This is a genomic window from Streptomyces sp. NBC_00829 (assembly GCF_045161795.1).
Classification (GTDB): Bacteria; Actinomycetota; Actinomycetes; order Streptomycetales; family Streptomycetaceae; genus Streptomyces.
In genome coordinates, this window is the sequence record NZ_CP108867.1 from 317,358 (window position 1) to 332,261 (window position 14,904).

General features: G+C 67.2%; 15 protein-coding genes. 10 read left to right on the top strand and 5 right to left on the bottom strand.

What is annotated here, in order from left to right:
* Nucleotides 1-359: 359 nt before the first annotated feature.
* Together OG293_RS01350 and OG293_RS01355 are read left to right on the top strand one after the other, a co-directional pair.
* Entirely contained in the window at nucleotides 360-1,514 is a 1,155-nt protein-coding gene (locus OG293_RS01350; protein ID WP_405996873.1) for a pyridoxal phosphate-dependent aminotransferase, read from the top strand.
* Nucleotides 1,511-2,428: an AEC family transporter gene (locus OG293_RS01355; protein WP_405996874.1), complete on the top strand. Its 918-nt coding sequence runs from the start codon at nucleotides 1,511-1,513 to the stop codon at nucleotides 2,426-2,428. The genes OG293_RS01350 and OG293_RS01355 overlap by 4 nt, the downstream gene beginning before the upstream one ends.
* Before the next feature lie 21 nt (nucleotides 2,429-2,449).
* Here the strand turns inward: OG293_RS01355 and OG293_RS01360 are convergent, their stop codons facing one another.
* Nucleotides 2,450-2,974, bottom strand: a complete 525-nt coding sequence (locus OG293_RS01360) for a CGNR zinc finger domain-containing protein (protein ID WP_405996875.1) — start codon at nucleotides 2,972-2,974, stop codon at nucleotides 2,450-2,452.
* Between the two features lie 413 nt (nucleotides 2,975-3,387).
* On the opposite strand from OG293_RS01360, the gene OG293_RS01365 reads away from it, so the two are divergent.
* The 6 genes from OG293_RS01365 to OG293_RS01390 all read left to right on the top strand — a co-directional run bounded on the left by OG293_RS01365 (nucleotide 3,388) and on the right by OG293_RS01390 (nucleotide 7,970).
* A complete protein-coding gene (locus OG293_RS01365) occupies nucleotides 3,388-3,894 on the top strand; it encodes an SRPBCC domain-containing protein (RefSeq protein ID WP_405996876.1) in 507 nt (168 codons plus the stop codon).
* A gap of 638 nt (nucleotides 3,895-4,532) precedes the next feature.
* Nucleotides 4,533-4,622: a K(+)-transporting ATPase subunit F gene (gene kdpF / locus OG293_RS01370; protein ID WP_175264873.1), complete on the top strand. Its 90-nt coding sequence runs from the start codon at nucleotides 4,533-4,535 to the stop codon at nucleotides 4,620-4,622.
* 6 nt (nucleotides 4,623-4,628) lie between these two features.
* Complete coding sequence (locus OG293_RS01375; RefSeq protein WP_405996877.1) at nucleotides 4,629-4,862, top strand: potassium-transporting ATPase subunit C; 234 nt, start codon at nucleotides 4,629-4,631, stop codon at nucleotides 4,860-4,862.
* Nucleotides 4,863-5,247: 385 nt separating this feature from the next.
* A complete protein-coding gene (locus tag OG293_RS01380; RefSeq protein WP_405996878.1) occupies nucleotides 5,248-5,406 on the top strand; it encodes a hypothetical protein in 159 nt (52 codons plus the stop codon).
* Between the two features lie 614 nt (nucleotides 5,407-6,020).
* A complete protein-coding gene (locus OG293_RS01385; RefSeq protein WP_405996879.1) occupies nucleotides 6,021-6,971 on the top strand; it encodes a DUF3455 domain-containing protein in 951 nt (316 codons plus the stop codon).
* A gap of 405 nt (nucleotides 6,972-7,376) precedes the next feature.
* On the top strand, nucleotides 7,377-7,970 hold the full coding sequence (locus OG293_RS01390; RefSeq protein ID WP_405996880.1) for a DinB family protein: 594 nt from the start codon (nucleotides 7,377-7,379) through the stop codon (nucleotides 7,968-7,970).
* Nucleotides 7,971-8,055: 85 nt separating this feature from the next.
* Here the strand turns inward: OG293_RS01390 and OG293_RS01395 are convergent, their stop codons facing one another.
* Nucleotides 8,056-8,550 carry a hypothetical protein gene (locus tag OG293_RS01395; RefSeq protein WP_405996881.1) on the bottom strand — a complete coding sequence of 165 codons (495 nt, stop codon included), beginning with the start codon at nucleotides 8,548-8,550 and terminating at the stop codon, nucleotides 8,056-8,058.
* 515 nt (nucleotides 8,551-9,065) lie between these two features.
* Between OG293_RS01395 and OG293_RS01400 the strand changes: the two genes are divergently transcribed.
* Nucleotides 9,066-10,955, top strand: coding sequence for a PAS domain S-box protein (locus tag OG293_RS01400; RefSeq protein ID WP_405996882.1), 1,890 nt, complete (start codon nucleotides 9,066-9,068; stop codon nucleotides 10,953-10,955).
* A 118-nt stretch (nucleotides 10,956-11,073) separates the two neighbouring features.
* Here OG293_RS01400 and OG293_RS01405 read toward each other — a convergent pair whose 3' ends face one another.
* Nucleotides 11,074-12,405, bottom strand: coding sequence for an aspartate aminotransferase family protein (locus OG293_RS01405; RefSeq protein WP_405996883.1), 1,332 nt, complete (start codon nucleotides 12,403-12,405; stop codon nucleotides 11,074-11,076).
* A gap of 89 nt (nucleotides 12,406-12,494) precedes the next feature.
* Between OG293_RS01405 and OG293_RS01410 the strand changes: the two genes are divergently transcribed.
* On the top strand, nucleotides 12,495-13,244 hold the full coding sequence (locus tag OG293_RS01410; RefSeq protein WP_405996884.1) for an SDR family oxidoreductase: 750 nt from the start codon (nucleotides 12,495-12,497) through the stop codon (nucleotides 13,242-13,244).
* On the opposite strand, the gene OG293_RS01415 is transcribed toward OG293_RS01410, so the two are convergent.
* A complete protein-coding gene (locus tag OG293_RS01415) occupies nucleotides 13,173-13,757 on the bottom strand; it encodes a DUF6309 family protein (protein ID WP_405996885.1) in 585 nt (194 codons plus the stop codon). The two genes, OG293_RS01410 and OG293_RS01415, sit on opposite strands and share 72 nt — an antisense overlap.
* A complete protein-coding gene (locus OG293_RS01420; RefSeq protein WP_405996886.1) occupies nucleotides 13,754-14,563 on the bottom strand; it encodes a phytanoyl-CoA dioxygenase family protein in 810 nt (269 codons plus the stop codon). Before OG293_RS01420 ends, OG293_RS01415 begins: the two co-directional genes overlap by 4 nt.
* Nucleotides 14,564-14,904: the final 341 nt, after the last annotated feature.

A 14,904-nucleotide genomic window follows, 5' to 3' on the forward strand; every position in this document is an offset into this window, starting at 1 on the left:
GCTCGGGTGAGGCGAGCGGGCTGGCCAGCAGCCGGGTGTTCTCCTCGGAGGTCTCCTCAGCCGGCGATACGACAGCCGGGCCCGGCCGGTCTCGGGGCACACATCCAGGGTCGGCGTTCCGCCAGAGCCTTGGTGCGGTCCGGCGGCGCCTTGCTTTCGGGGCGGCGGGAGTCCGGCCTACTGAGTCCCCTCACGGGAATCATGTAATGGTTGTCATGCCTCGCAGTATTACATCAACCTTTCGGCATGCACTCTTTGACACCCAGTGCCCAGGGCACTGACTCTTCCCACCCCCACCGGCGAGAGAGAGCGGCCACCGGTTCTACGGATGTTCCGTTCGCCTCGGGGAGGGCTGGCTGGTGACTGGCTGCCCGGTGACACCTTCCGGCTCACCCATCCTGGAGATGGCCCGCCGCGCGGCCGAGTATCGCGCGGAAGGCCATCGCATCATCGACCTCACGCTCGGCGAGCCCGACTTCGCCCCGCCTGCGCACGCGGTTCTTGCCGCCCAGGAGGCCGCCGCCCGCCCGTTGGGCTACACCCCCGCCAACGGGATACCGGAACTGCGCCATGCCGCACGGCACACGCTGGAACGAGACCGCGCCTTGAGTTACACGGATGCCGAGGTGGCCGTGGGATGCGGTGCCAAACAGGTCATCTTCAACGCGCTCTTCGCCACCCTGGGCCCGGGCGACGAGGTGATCATCCCGGCGCCCTACTGGGCGAGTTACCCGGACATGGTTCGCCTGTGCGGCGCCATGCCCGTGATCGTTCCCTGCTCGGCCGAATCAGGGTTCAGACTCGCTGCCGACTCCCTGGAAGCGGCCATGACCGAACGCACACGCTGGGTCGTGCTCAACGCTCCCGGAAACCCCTCGGGCGCCACCTACAGCCATGACACCCTGACCGGTCTCGCCGAGGTCCTGCGACGGCACCCCTCGGCGATGATTCTTTCGGACGAGATCTACGCCCACATCCGCTACGGCGAGGGCGAGTACATCAGCATCGCCCAGGTCGCGCCCGATCTGCGCGAGCGGATCCTGCTCGTCGACGGCGTCTCCAAGGCGTACGCGATGACAGGCTGGAGGGTCGGCTGGGGGTTCGGCCCGGCCGAACTTGTCCGTCGTATCACCGCCGTACAGACACAGAACTGCACGCAGACGGCGACCGTAAGCCAGATCGCCGCAGTCGCCGCCCTAGGGGGGCCGCAGGAACTGCTGGTCGAACGATGTGAAAAGTACCGCCAACGGCGCGATGCGGCTCTGGCGATTCTGCGGCAGAGCCGGCACCTGGACACGCTGGAACCCGACGGCGCGTTCTACCTCTTTCCGCGCCTTGCGAATGGTGACGACCTCACGGCAGCGAACTCCCTCCTCGAAGCGGGATGCGCGACCGTCCCGGGCAGCGCCTTCGGTGCGCCGGGCCACCTGCGGCTCTCCTTCGCCACCGACATCGCCACCCTGGAAGAGCGCTGCCGCATCATCGTCGCCACGCTGGACGGGATCCCGGCGTGATCGCACTGACCGTCAAGGCGCTGATCCCGGTCGTCCTGCTGATCGCGCTGGGCTACGCGCTCAAGCGATCGATGATCACGGCCGAGGGTTTCTGGTCCGCGGCCGAGCGCCTCAGCTATCACGTGCTGCTGCCGGCCCTGTTCCTGCACAGTCTGGCGACGGCCGACACCGACGATCTGCCGGTAGCGGCCCTGGCAGGCACTCTGGTCGCCTCCACGGTGACAGTCGCCGTGCTGGTCATCGCCTTCAGGCCCATGATGCGACTCAAAGACGACGGCTTCACCTCCGTCTTCCAGGGCAGCGTCAGGTTCAACAACTACATCGGTGTGACCATCGCCGCTGGCCTGTACGGCACCCAGGGCATCGCCACCGCCGCGGTCTGCAACGCGGCGATCGTGCCCACGGTCAACGTCTTGTGCGTGCTGGTATTCGCGCGTTTCGGGAGCGCACGCCTGCGCCTTGCGGGCATCGTCAAACAGCTCGTGACCAACCCGCTCATCCTCGCCTGCGCGGGAGGCATCCTCCTTCAGGCTCTCGATCTGCGCCTGCCGCCGGGCATCGAGCCCGCGCTCCAGGCACTCGGAGCCGCCTCGATGCCGCTGGGGCTGCTGTGCATCGGCGCCGCGCTGTGCTTCGGTGCGGCACGGTCGTGGGCGGCGCCGATCCTCACGTCGTCGTCCGTCAAGTTCGCCCTCATGCCCGCCGTGACCCTCCTGGCGGCTCAGATGGTCGGCCTGGGCTCCCAGGCGCTGATCATCGCCGTGCTCTTCCAGGCCCTGCCCACGGCATCGTCCTCGTACATCATGGCGCGGCAACTCGGCGGCGACGCACCGCTGATGGCCGGGATCACCGCGACGCAGACACTTCTGGGGATCGCCGCCGTCCCGCTCGTCCTCGCAGTGGTCTCGGCGTAGCGCTTGCAGCCAGGCGGAAGGCTAGCGTCGCTTCACGCGGTGGCGGCGGACCGCATCGGTGTTGGCGCAGCGTGCGCAGCAGTAGGCGCGGCGACCGCTGCGGCTGGTGTCGACGAAGGCGGTCCGACAGGAGTCCAGCGAGCAGACGCCCAGCCGTTCCCCCTCGGCCTCCATGGTGAAGATGGCCAGAGCTCCCGCGGTCACGGCTTTCACGCGGCTTTGGACGTCCTGGCCGTCCGGTGCGAAGTGCAGATGTGGCCGCAAGTCGTCGTGCGTGGTCAGGTACACGCTTCCAGCGCCGTCCGCGAGCAGAGCGTTGATCATCTCGCACCGTTCGTCCTGCGAGGCAGCCTCGAAAACGGGCCTCAAACGCCGCGACCACGCCCTGATCTTCTCACCGGCCGAGCCTGTCACACGCGAACGCCGGATCGCATGCTCCTGCAGTGCCCGTTCCAGAGCCTCAGACCCCCAGGAACCGCTCGACTCGAGATTCACCAGCGACACGGCCAGGTGGACCCCGACCATGTTGTCATGTTCAAACTTCACTCAACCATTGCACCACATGCCGGACCCGGGGCGATGGTCCAGCTGCGCAGGGACCGCCGTGTACGACGCCGCGAACACGGGGGACCAAGTCAAGCGGCCCAGCCGAAACCGGCCGCGTCTGGTCTGGCTCGCAACGAGATGACGCCTCGAGAGTACGGCTGGCGCGGCGACGGCCAGGCGCAGGCCGCTCTGATCGACCTGGACCGAATCGGCCGGAGCTGCTCGAAGGGGCCCGGGAGCCCTTGCCTCGCCGGGCCACGGTCACCCGACGATCGCTGGTCCGGCCGATGTGGCCTGCGGCCGGCGCCCGACTTTCGTCCGTCCGCACAGCACGCGATGATCACTTGTTCTCGTACCTGTCCTCACATCGTCCCTGGTCAGCGAGATCGCGGTCTACAGCTGGGATACATAGGATGAGCGTGGTGGTCAATCTCGGCGCCTTCGGTTGGAGGAGGTTCGTGATGACGCACGACGGCCGGCTGAGACTGCATCTGCAGCGTGTCCTCCGCGCACCGCGCTCGGTCGTGTTCCGGGCACTGACCGAACCGCAGGAACTGGCCAAGTGGTGGGGCCCTGACGGTTTCGCCATCCCGAGTGTGGAAAGCGACCTTCGGCCAGGCGGTAGTTATCGGGTCGCGATGCAGCCTCCGGAAGGCGATCGGTTCTATCTGGTGGGGGAATTTCTTGAGGTCGACCCTCCGGAACACCTGTCCTACACCTTCCGGTGGGAGGATCCCGATCCCGAGGATCAGGAGACGATGGTGGCGCTGTCGCTTCGCGATATCGACGGTACGCGCGCGGAGTTGGTCTTGAGTCAGGGCGACTTCGCCACCGAGCGGCGTCAAGCTCTTCACGTGGAAGGCTGGACCCAGAGTCTCAACAAGCTTGAGGAGCTCATGTCGTCGGCGGCGTCGGCCTGAGATCTTTGCCGCAGAGAGGGCCTTTGGGGGCGGCCGTACCTGTCGCTCGTACGCCGTGAGTCACTGGATGACATGAGCCGACGGGACATCGGCCTGTAGCACCGAACCCTTGTCGTGGCACTGATGAAATGCGGCGCGGGGCCTTGCCGGTGCCGGTGCCGGTGCCGGGGCTCCGGTATCGGCACCGGCAAGGCTGCGCGCGGACGCGGCGCGGGGAGACACCGCCGTGTGCCCACCGCCGAAGGGCGCAGACCCGGAATGAACCCGGAATACGTCATGCCACTGACGCGCCCGCACTCCTGAGCGGCCACGGGAAACTGTCCAGCCGCACCGGACGGACGCTCCGCATGACTGGAACACCCCCTCTTCGGCGCGTGCCACCCCCTGGAACGGAGTGCGGCCGGTCGGTGTTTTCACAGGTCGGAGTACTGGGCGTTAGAGCGCCGTCAAAGGCCCACCCATGGCCGTAAGAGACACGTCAACGGCAGCGGTGTCCGTCCGAAAAGGCGCTTTCCTCTAGAGGCCCGATCATTTCCGAATCTCTTTCAGGAGCTCGCGATGGCCGACCTGGCCTTCGTCGTCACCACGATCGCGGTTTTCGCGTTGGTGGCACTCATCGCCAAGGGGGTGGCAAAGCTGTGACTGCCGAGAACATCGTCGGCCTGGTCGTGGCCGTCGCTCTGCTGGGTTACCTCGTCCTCGCCCTTGTGTACCCGGAGAGGTTCTGAGCACAGATGAGCCCGTTCCTCGCCGCCGTGCTCCAGTTGCTCGCGCTGATCGCAGCGCTGGCACTGGCATACCGTCCGCTCGGCGACTACATGACCCGCGTCTACTCCTCCGACAAGCATCTGCGGGTCGAGAAGCTCGTCGCGGACAACACCGACGGCCGGATCCTCGGCTTCATGGGAGAACCGACGGTGAACGTCCTCAAGCTCAACATCGCACTCAAGCAACTCGCCGAGAAGTGATCGTCTTATGCCGCCGGGCGGGAGTCCGAGGACCGGGGAGATACCTCGGTCCTCGGACTCCCGCCTCGGTTCGTGACAACACGCTCCTCGGGCACGACAGAAACACGGCACGCCGATGACCCGGGTGCCGATCGTCGTGGCGGAACTCCTCGGTTTCGGACGGCGAGGCGATCAACATCATCGCTCCGGCGCCGGCGGAGGGCCTGAGCTCGCGTACTCATCTCCCCGGCGGTGGTACCGAGGTCAGATGCTCAGCCCGAGGTCGACTCGTCCATTATGTGAGTGTTGTCGCGATCTGACGGACATCCGTCGCGCCGGCGAGCGTCTGCTCCAGCAGGTCTCCCGTTGCACCGGTGGCGACCGCGGGTGGCCCGTGGTGGACGCCATGAACCTCGACGGTGGCGGTTCCACCACCCTGGTGCCCCAAGGAATCCGCCGGACCGGCCCGACCGACACCATCGAGTCGGACGGAAAGCTCAACTGGAGCGAGCGCAAGCTGGGAGACTCCATCTACGTGGGCAAGGGCGGCACCCCGCTGCCGTAGTGGCGACCGCATGACAAAAAAATGCGCGCTGCGCGGTCGATATTCCCCGGGCATCCGGTCCCGGGGCGTAGCCCTTTCCCGCAGACGGCATGGCCTTGAATTGTGCCTTGCGACCGAGACTTCGCCCTATCAGAACGTAGCGACCGAGGCAAGACCAGTAACCCACTCAGTCATAACGTTTCGGTTCTTTCGGTGCGGAGTTTCGGTCTGTCGGCGAAATATTGTGGGGCACCCCGTGAAGGGCGTCGATCAGGTGCCTTCAGCCGCTCTGACCTGGGATTTTGCTCACGGCAACGGCTGCATCGAAATGGCCGTCACCCCCACCCAGCGCATTCCGGGGCGGTTTCCGCGACGACCACTGAGCGGTCGGACGAGCAGGTGCGTACATCAGATCGCGGAACAGGTTTCCGCACCAGCCATCGACCGGGAGGCATGTCAGTAATCACCGACTGAAGAGTCCTGGTGACGAGTTCGTCGGGTCTTACCTTCACTCCGAAATGGATGGGGTAGCGCCGGAAAGGTGCGCGTCACATTGCATCAGCCGCGCCGTCATCGACCTTCTTCGCTGTAATTGCTGACACCGCCATGCGTCGCGACGAGAAATGAGGAACGGAATGTCAAGGAAGCAAACCGCCAGCCGTAGGAAGAAGATCGCCTGGCTGGTCGCGGGCACCGGGATTGTCGCTGGCGGCTTCGCAGTGACGACTGGACTGGGCTTCGCGTCGCAGAGCGATGGGCAGCCCGACGCGTCGCAGAGCGATGGGCAGCCCGACGCGTCGCAGGACGCAGGCGGGAACACCTTCCGCGCGGCGGTAACGTCCGGCGTGCAGATCTACGCCTGCAAGCAGCAGGCCGACGGCACCTTCGCCTTCGCCCAACGCGGCGTGCGAGCCACACTCGAGGGGGGCATCGAGCACTCCTTCGTCAACCCCGATGCCGGTCCACCGCAGTGGGTCGCGCGGGACGGCAGCGCGGTGACCGGCAAGGTGGTCACCAAGACCCCGCGGGGGGCCAACGACATTCCGGAGCTGGAGCTGGCGGCCACGCAGTCGGGTCAGTCCAGTGGAGACCTGGCCAATGTGGTGACAGTCCGCCGTCTGAACACGAGCGGCGGAGTTGCGCCGACCGGATCGTGCGAGCCTGCAGACACGGTAGAAGTGCCGTACCAGGCGGACTACGAGTTCATCAGCCGAGCCGGCGATGGGGAAGAAGCCTCACCCAGCGACCCCGGCCAGCCTGATCAGCCCCCCGCCGACGGCAACCAGACCCCGGGCGACGACAACCAGGGCCAGGGCGACTCGAACGCCGACGACAACCAGGGCGACGCCGACAACAACCAGGGCCAGGGCGACGACAACCAGGGCCAGGGCGACTCGAACGCCGACGACAACCAGGGCCAGGGCGACTCGAACGCCGACAACAACCAGGGCGACGCCGACAACAACCAGGGCCAGGGCGACGACAACCAGGGCCAGGGCGACTCGAACGCCGACGACAACCAGGGCGACGCCGACAACAACCAGCCCCCGGCCGACTCGGATCAGTCCCGGGGCGGCTACAGGTAAGGGGCACTAACTGGCGTGACGGTTGACCGGTTTCGCGTTCCCCTCGCAGCCGGACACCGACAGCAAGTCAACAGGGCCTTGGTGTATTGATCACGAGCGTTGTTAACACTCATGGGTCTTGATCATGACGAAGACCTCCGGTGTGGTGGAGCTGTCCCGGCACACACCGCCCGGAGGTCTTCGTGTCACGCCGAAATGCCCGGCTCCGTGATCCATCGTGCAAGATCGTTTGGCGATGGACCCCAGTCGCAGCGGTTCACGTCGTCGCTTCGCGCTTCCAGCTCGCCGCCCCCGTCCGCGCCGGCTCCGGGGCAGACGTGCGTGCCGTCGATCAGCCGGTCTCGTTCGCCGCGAGGAGCGGACATACCCGGTGGACAAAGATCGCGCGAGCGGCAGACTGGCTCCATGACCGCATCGGATGCCAAGGCTGACCTTCACTTCTACCTGCAGTCCGCCCGCGATGCCCTGTTGTGGAAGCTCGAAGGGCTCTCGGAGTACGACATCCGCCGGCCGCTGACGCCGACCGGCACCAACCTGCTGGGCCTGGTGAAGCACGTGGCCGGCGTGGAGCTCGGCTACCTCGGCGACACCTTCCGACGGCCGTCCGGCGAGCAGTTGCCCTGGCTCGAAGACGGTGCCGAGGCCAACGCGGATATGTGGGCCACCGTCGACGAGTCACGCGAGCACATCGTGGAGCTGTACCGCCGGGCATGGGCGCACGCGGACGCGACGATCGACGCGCTGGCGCTGGACACGATCGGCAGGGTGCCATGGTGGCCGCACGGCAGGGACGAGGTGACGCTGCATCATGCCGTGGTGCGCGTGATTGCTGATACGCACCGGCACGCCGGGCACGCCGACATCATCCGGGAACTCGTAGACGGCGTGGTGGGGATGAACAAAGGCAACGACAGCATGCCGCCGGGTGACTCGGCGTGGTGGGAGAACCATCGGAGCAGGCTGGAACGTGCGGCTCAGGAGGCCGACCGAAACGGGTGACTTCGGACTTCCGAATCCACTGATGTACCTCCGCACGCGTTGTCACTCGCTGCCCCCGGGCGGAGGTGTCCACCGGCGCCGCATTTCACCACTTATGGGCGACATCCACGGTCAGTTTGTCGCCGGCCTGCAGCACCCGGAACGGAAGCCTGGCCCGAACTCCGAGCCCGACCTGCGTACGCCCCTCGAAGCTCGCGCCGAACCGGGCGTCCCTGAACGTCTTGTACCCGGCCATGTCCACCCCCGGGAGCGGTTTTCCGGCCTGTCCGCCATAGGTCTGACGGGATGTCACCGGGTCATAGCTGGGGGCAGATACGTAGATCTCGAGAATGGCACCCCCGCCGACCGGTATCGGGTCGCCGGAGCCATCCTGGTGGAACGCGTCGACGTAGCCGACGTAGTAGCCGAGCTTGCCCGTGGCCCCCTTGACATCGAAGACCATGCGGTCGTAGCACCCGCTCTGGGCCGTCGTGATGTTCCTCAGCGGCTTCGCGTCGGTGTCCAGGGCCGACTTGACGGTACTGCCCCAGTCGGTCGAACACGTCGAGGCCGACGCGGCGACCTCTGCGGGCTGCGACACGGCGCCAGCCGGGCCCGCACTCATCAGCCCCGCACCCGCCAACACACACGCAACGCCCACTGCCCACACACGTCTCATGAACCGCTCCCCGACGTCGTTGCCCTACCGTACGCAGGGTGAGACTTGCAGCTGCCACGTAAGTTGCACAACTCTCTGCTTTCAGCCACAAAGTGACCCAAATATCCTGGGTACGCCGTCGCACCGCCCTGGCCCCCGCGGCGTGTCGACAGGGCACCATCGCGGGATCCCCATGTACTCGCCACCGCGCCACCTCGGATCCCTCACGGAAAGCCGGGTCTACGGGCCGCTCTGCCACAACCCGAAGCGCCGCTCGGCCCGCACCATCGAATAGAGACTCGACTGCCGCAACTCGTCCGTCGATGTCGTGCAGAGTCGGTATCGACGGTGTGCAGAACCGGTCAATTGCCTTCCCATGCCGGTCAATCCGGGGTGGGCGTTTCGGCCATGTGGTCGGATGTCCGCCTCTGCGGTATTCGGCGAGTGCGAGGCACAGCGTGGCAACGACGACTGAAGAACCGTTCAGGGCTCTGCTGGAAGCGGCACCGGACGCGATGGTGATCGTGGACGACGCCGGGGTGATCCGACTGGTGAACGCCCAGACGGAGGCCCTGTTCGGCTATCCGCGGCAGGAACTGCTGGGGCGCCTCATCGACATCCTGGTGCCCGAACGGTTCCGTGGCCATCACCGGGGCCACCGGCTCGACTACGCGGCCAGCCGCCAGGTGCGCCCCATGGGCATGGGACTGGACCTGTACGGACTGCGCCGCGACGGGCGCGAGTTCCCGGTCGAGATCAGCCTCAGCCCCCTGGAGACCCCGGAGGGCCTGCTGATTTCGGCGGCCGTGCGGGACGTGAGCGAGCGTCGGGCTGCCGAGGAGCGCTTCCGGGCGCTGCTCGAGGCGGCGCCCGACGCGATGGTGATCGTCGATGAGAGCGGCGCCATCCAGCTCGTCAACGCCCAGACGGAGGCGCTCTTCGGGTACGCCCGCGAGGAGCTGCTGGGGCGGCCGGTCGAAGTACTCGTCCCGCAGCGGTTCCGCGGGCACCACTCCGGCTTCCGGCATGGCTACTTCGTCAACCGGAGGGTGCGTCCCATGGGCGCGGGACTGGAGCTCTACGGACTGCGCCGCGACGGGCGCGAGTTCCCGGTCGAGATCAGCCTCAGCCCCCTGGAGACCCCCGACGGCACGCTGGTGTCCGCGGCCATCCGTGACGTCACGGACCGCAAGGCCGCCGCTGAGATGCTCGCGCAGCTCTACGAGCAGCAGCGCCACGTCGCCCTCACCCTCCAGCGCAGCCTCATGGGATCACCGCCGGACGTACCCGGGATGCCGACGGCGAGCCGCTACTTCCCGGCCCGGCAGGGCGCCGGCGTGGGCGGCGACTGGTTCGACCTGATCCCCCTGGGCGGTGGCCGGGTCGGCATCGTCATCGGCGACGTCATGGGTCGGGGACTGGACGCCGCCGCCGTCATGGGCCAACTGAGATCCGCCTCCCACGCCCTGGCCAAGACCGGGATGCCACCCTGGCAGCTCATGCGCGCCCTCGACGCGGTGGTGAGCGAACTCCCGGACCAATTCGTCACCTGCTGCTACCTCGTCGTCGACGCGGACGCGGCCGAACTCACCGTCTGCTCGGCCGGACATCTGCCGCTCCTGCTGGTCGCTCCGGGTGGCGAGGTGAGCCGGCTGCCCGTGGAAGTGAGCGTTCCGCTCGGGGTGGGTGAGGTACCCCACCACCAGAGCCGGCACAGGGTCGAGCCGGGCTCGGTGCTCGCGCTCTACACCGACGGCTTGGTGGAAACACCGGGCAGCGACATCGAAGGACAGGTGGACGGCCTCGCCGCCGTGCTGGAGAAGGCACTCGCGACGACCGATGGCCTGGAAGAGGCCGCCGACCGGCTGTTGGCCGAGCTGCTGCCGGACGCCGACGACAACCCGGACGATGTCACCCTTCTGCTCGCCCGCATTCCGGACGCGCCGGTGACCTCGCAAACCGTGGTCCTGGCCGCGGACCCGAGGAGCGTTGGCGAGGGACGACGATTCCTGCAGTCCACCCTGGCCTTGTGGGGCAAGGACGACGAGCATCTGCGTGAGACCGCCTGCCTGCTCGCCTCCGAGCTGCTCTCCAACGCCGTGAGCCACAGCTGCGGTCCCGTCCGGCTCCGGCTGCGTCACGCCGGACGGGAACTGAGCGTCGAAGTCTGCGACGGCAGCCCGATTCTGCCCCAGGCCCGCTTCGCCGCCCCCGACGCGGAATCCGGCCGCGGCCTGCTTCTCGTCGACTCCCTCGCCAGTTCGTGGGGCACCCTCCCGACGGCCGAGGGCAAGGCCGTCTGGTTCTCCCTGCCGCTCGTCGGCCACGCCGCTGACAGTCCCCCCTGACGCCATTCGGGCATGGACGTCTTCGCCTGCCGGCTCTCCAGCGCCCGCGGCGAAAAGGTCGCGGATTCCATCGGCGCGAGACTGTCGTCGAGGTCGGCGCCGAGCCCGCGCAGTGCGCCTACAGTTCCGCGAATGCTTCCTCCACGGCCCGGCACGTGGCCGTGAGGTCGTCGTCCGTCACAGTGGCGGGCACGAACCAACAGGCCATGGCGTAGGCGTTGGTGTGGACACCGCGTTTGAGGAGTTCGTGGCGGAAGGCGTCGTACCGGGGCTGGTCGGCCAGCAGCAGGTCCCGGTACCGCCGTGTGGGTGTGCCGTCCGGGGAGAACACGACTTGGAACATGGCTCCCAACCCTTGGACCGCGCAGGGTACACCCCTGTCACGAGCAGCGCGTCGCACGGTTTCCATCACACGGCGGCCGATCTCGTCGATCCGTTTGGTGACGGCGGGGTCGTTGAGGGCGCGAAGTGTCACCAGAGCGGCCGTGGCGCACAGTGGTGACGCGTTGTACGTGCCGCCGTGTTTCACCTCTCCCCGCGCCAGCGGCTCCATCACTTCGCGCCGACCGGCGAAGGCGGCGATCGGGAGACCCCCGCCCAGTGCCTTGGAGAACACCGCGAGGTCCGGCAGCACCTCGAAGAGTGCCTGAGCTCCGCCGGGGCCTGTTCGGAATCCGGTGCACACTTCGTCGAAGATCAGCACGATCCCGCGTGCCGTGCACTCGTCGCGGAGCAGGTCCAGGAAGCCCGCGTCGGGCATGGTGCAAGCGTTGTTGGCCACAATGGGTTCGCAGATGACGGCCGCCAGGTCCTTGTGGGCGTCGAGGGCGGCTCGCAGGGCAGCGGGGTCGTTCCACGGGCAGACCACCACATCGTCCACGACACCGGGCGGAATGCCGGGTGAGTGGGGTACGGGGTGTGGTGTGCCGTACGGCCCGGCTTGAGCGGCGGTCGGGCGGTTGGAGATGGCCAGCGTGTCGGACCACCCGTGGTAGTGCCCCTCGAACTTCAGGATGCCGGACCGTCCGGTGTGTCCGCGCGCCGCGCGGACCGCGCCCTGTACCGCTTCGCTCCCCGAGTTGGCGAAACGGACCAGATCCGCGCAGGGCACCATCTGGCAGATGAGCTCGGCCAGCTCGACCTCCGGCACGTTGCAGGTGCCGAACATCGTGCCGGTGTGCAGTACCTGGGTGAGGGCTTCGGTCAGAAGAGGGGAGGCATGGCCCAGGACGGCACTGCCGTAGGAGATCAGGTAGTCGATGTACTCGTTGCCGTCGACGTCACGGATGCGGGCGCCCGATCCGCTGTGCATGTAGAGCGGGTAAGGGTGTGGTCCGGTTGAGGTCAGCCGGGCGGAGGAGCTGATCCCGCCGGCGAGGGATGCCTGGGCGCGCTCGAACCAGGACCGGCTGCCGCCGGTGCCACCCAGTGCCGGGAAAACGCCATTCACTGCTGCTCCTGTTTGGATGAGAAGGCTGTGGGACACGCTCCGAGAGCCATACGTCGAGAAGCGGCTCTCCGAGAGAAGGCGGGTGCAACGTGTCGGTGAAGACTGCTGTGGTCACGGGGGCGGGGAGCGGTGTCGGGCGGGCGTGCGCACTGGGCTTGTTGGCCGACGGCTGGAGGGTCGTACTGACCGGACGGCGTACGGCCCCGCTGGAGGAGACCGCCACGCTCGCGCCCGAGCGAGACCGGGACCGCGCCGTGGCAGTCTCCTCCGACATCACCGAACAGGAGGCTGTCGACGACTTGTTCGCCGCTGTGGAAGACCGGTTCGGCCGGCTCGATCTGCTGTTCAACAACGCCGCCGACACCATGCCCTACACCGCCACCGAGGATGTGAGCGTCGAGGACTGGCACCGCGTCATGGACTCCATCGCCACCGGCACCTTCCTGTGCTCGCGGGCCGCATTTCGGATGATGAAACGGCAGTCGCCGCAAGGTGGCCGGATCATCAACAACGGTGCCCCTTCCGCCCAGGCGCCTCGGCCCGACTCGATCGCCTTCACCGCTGCCAAGCACGCCGTGGCCGGGCTGACCCGTTCGCTCTCGCTCGACGGCCGCCGCTACAACATCTCCTGCGGGCAGATCGACATCGGCAATGTGACCCCGCACGACCGGCCGCAGCCAGCGGTGCGCCAGCCTGATGGCTCACTTCGGACCGAGCCGACGATGGATATCGGACACGTCGTCGACATGGTCCGCACCATGGCCGCCCTACCGGCCGGGGTGAACATCCAGTCCGTCCTGCTCATGCCGAGCTCCATGCCCTACATCGGCCGGGGATAGACCCGCGACGTATGCCTTCACCCACCAGCCGGGCACCAGCAGTCCGGCCCGCTGCCAGGCCAGCATCCGGTGCAGCCCGTCCAGGTGGATCAGCCCTTCGCGGACCGTCAGTGCTTCGTAGTCCTGCCCGGACACCGGTCTGGTGCTGAGGAACAACGGCCGGGGCGAGGCATGAGTCTGGCGTGCCAGCTTGAGCGCGCACAGCGGATTGGTGTCGGCGTACGACGTGCCCAGCACGGCGAGCCGCGATGCAGCCGCGGCCACGGTCAAGCCCGTCCTCGGGATCAGCTCGACATCGCCGGCCTCCCCCGAATGCCAGGGCAGCACGATGTCGAGCACTTCGGTACCCTCCAGCATCACCTGATGCCAGCGGCCGCCCAGCGTCAGCTGCGCGTTACGGATGTGGGTTTCGGCTTCGTCGTTCGAGTTGGCCTCGTCGTTCGGGTCGTACGGATGCGCACGGCCGAAGAGGCTCGTGAGCGCGTCAAAGGTGATGGCTTTCAGCACCCTCATGCCGGCATTCCCCTGTCTCCGCATACGTATTCGCTGAAATGCCGTTCGGCGAAGAGCTCCGGCCAGCACCCTTGCCCCAGTCCCCGCTCCCGGCCGACAGACAGCACGCTGCGCCAGTACGGCTTGACCGGGGGCCACAGCGTGCCCGTACGGCAGTACGACGCGTCGATCATGTAACGAGGGTTTCCGTCCCCCGACGGACCGGGCGCGGCACGCCGGGTGTGAAACAGCGCGGAGTGCAGGAGCACTGTGGTGCCCGGCGGGACCTCGTCGATGAGCACTTCGCCTGGCTGTTCGGCCGTTCCGAGGTGGCTCCACGCGTCCTTCTCGGCAACCTGCTGGTGCGATCCGGGCATCACGGCCAGCGAGCCCATCGCGGGCTGAAGCCCGCCGATGTAGTGCAGGGCATGGATCATGGGGTACTCGCGGTCCCGCTGAGGGCGCTGCTCGTAGTCGTGGTGCCAGCTCTTGCCACTGTCCCCCGGCGGGCGGCGGTCGCTGTGAAGATGATGAAAGACGAAGGCTGGCCCCAGCAGGCAGTCCTGACCGAGCAGTTCCAGCAGCGGTGCGTAGGAAGCGAGTTCTCCGTGTGCCTCCATCTGTAACTCCACCACCGCCGGCGGAGTGTATTCCTGCGGGCACAAGGATGCCTCGATGGATAACTTCCTCAAGCCGGAATCGACCCAGTGGTCGACTTCGGGAGCCAGGCGCCCGACAAGGGAGGCGGGAAGGAATCCGGGCAGTACCAGATACCCGGTCTCATTGAACTTCTCCACCTGCACTTCAAGGTCCGCACATCCGATCACGCGATGAAACCCCCAATATTCACTGAGATGCCAAGAGAAGTACCGACGAGCGTCCGAGACTTTCTATCCCATGCGCCTATGGTGCACGCCCGGACTGCCGACAATGGCCAAAGGTGAACAATCTGGCCGGAATCTCCGCGATGGCATAGGGCGGTGAGACGGGTGCCTTCCCAGGAGTGCTCCCGGGCTCGGCGGCGATGAGCTGCCGGGCGCGCAGGAGCGACATGTGGTGATCCTCGCGGCTACACCGCGACCGGACCGTGTGTCACCGCCTGCCGTGTGTCGTTCGGGTCGCGATACAGCGCCACCCGGATGCCCGCGCGGGTCCACCCGGTCGCACC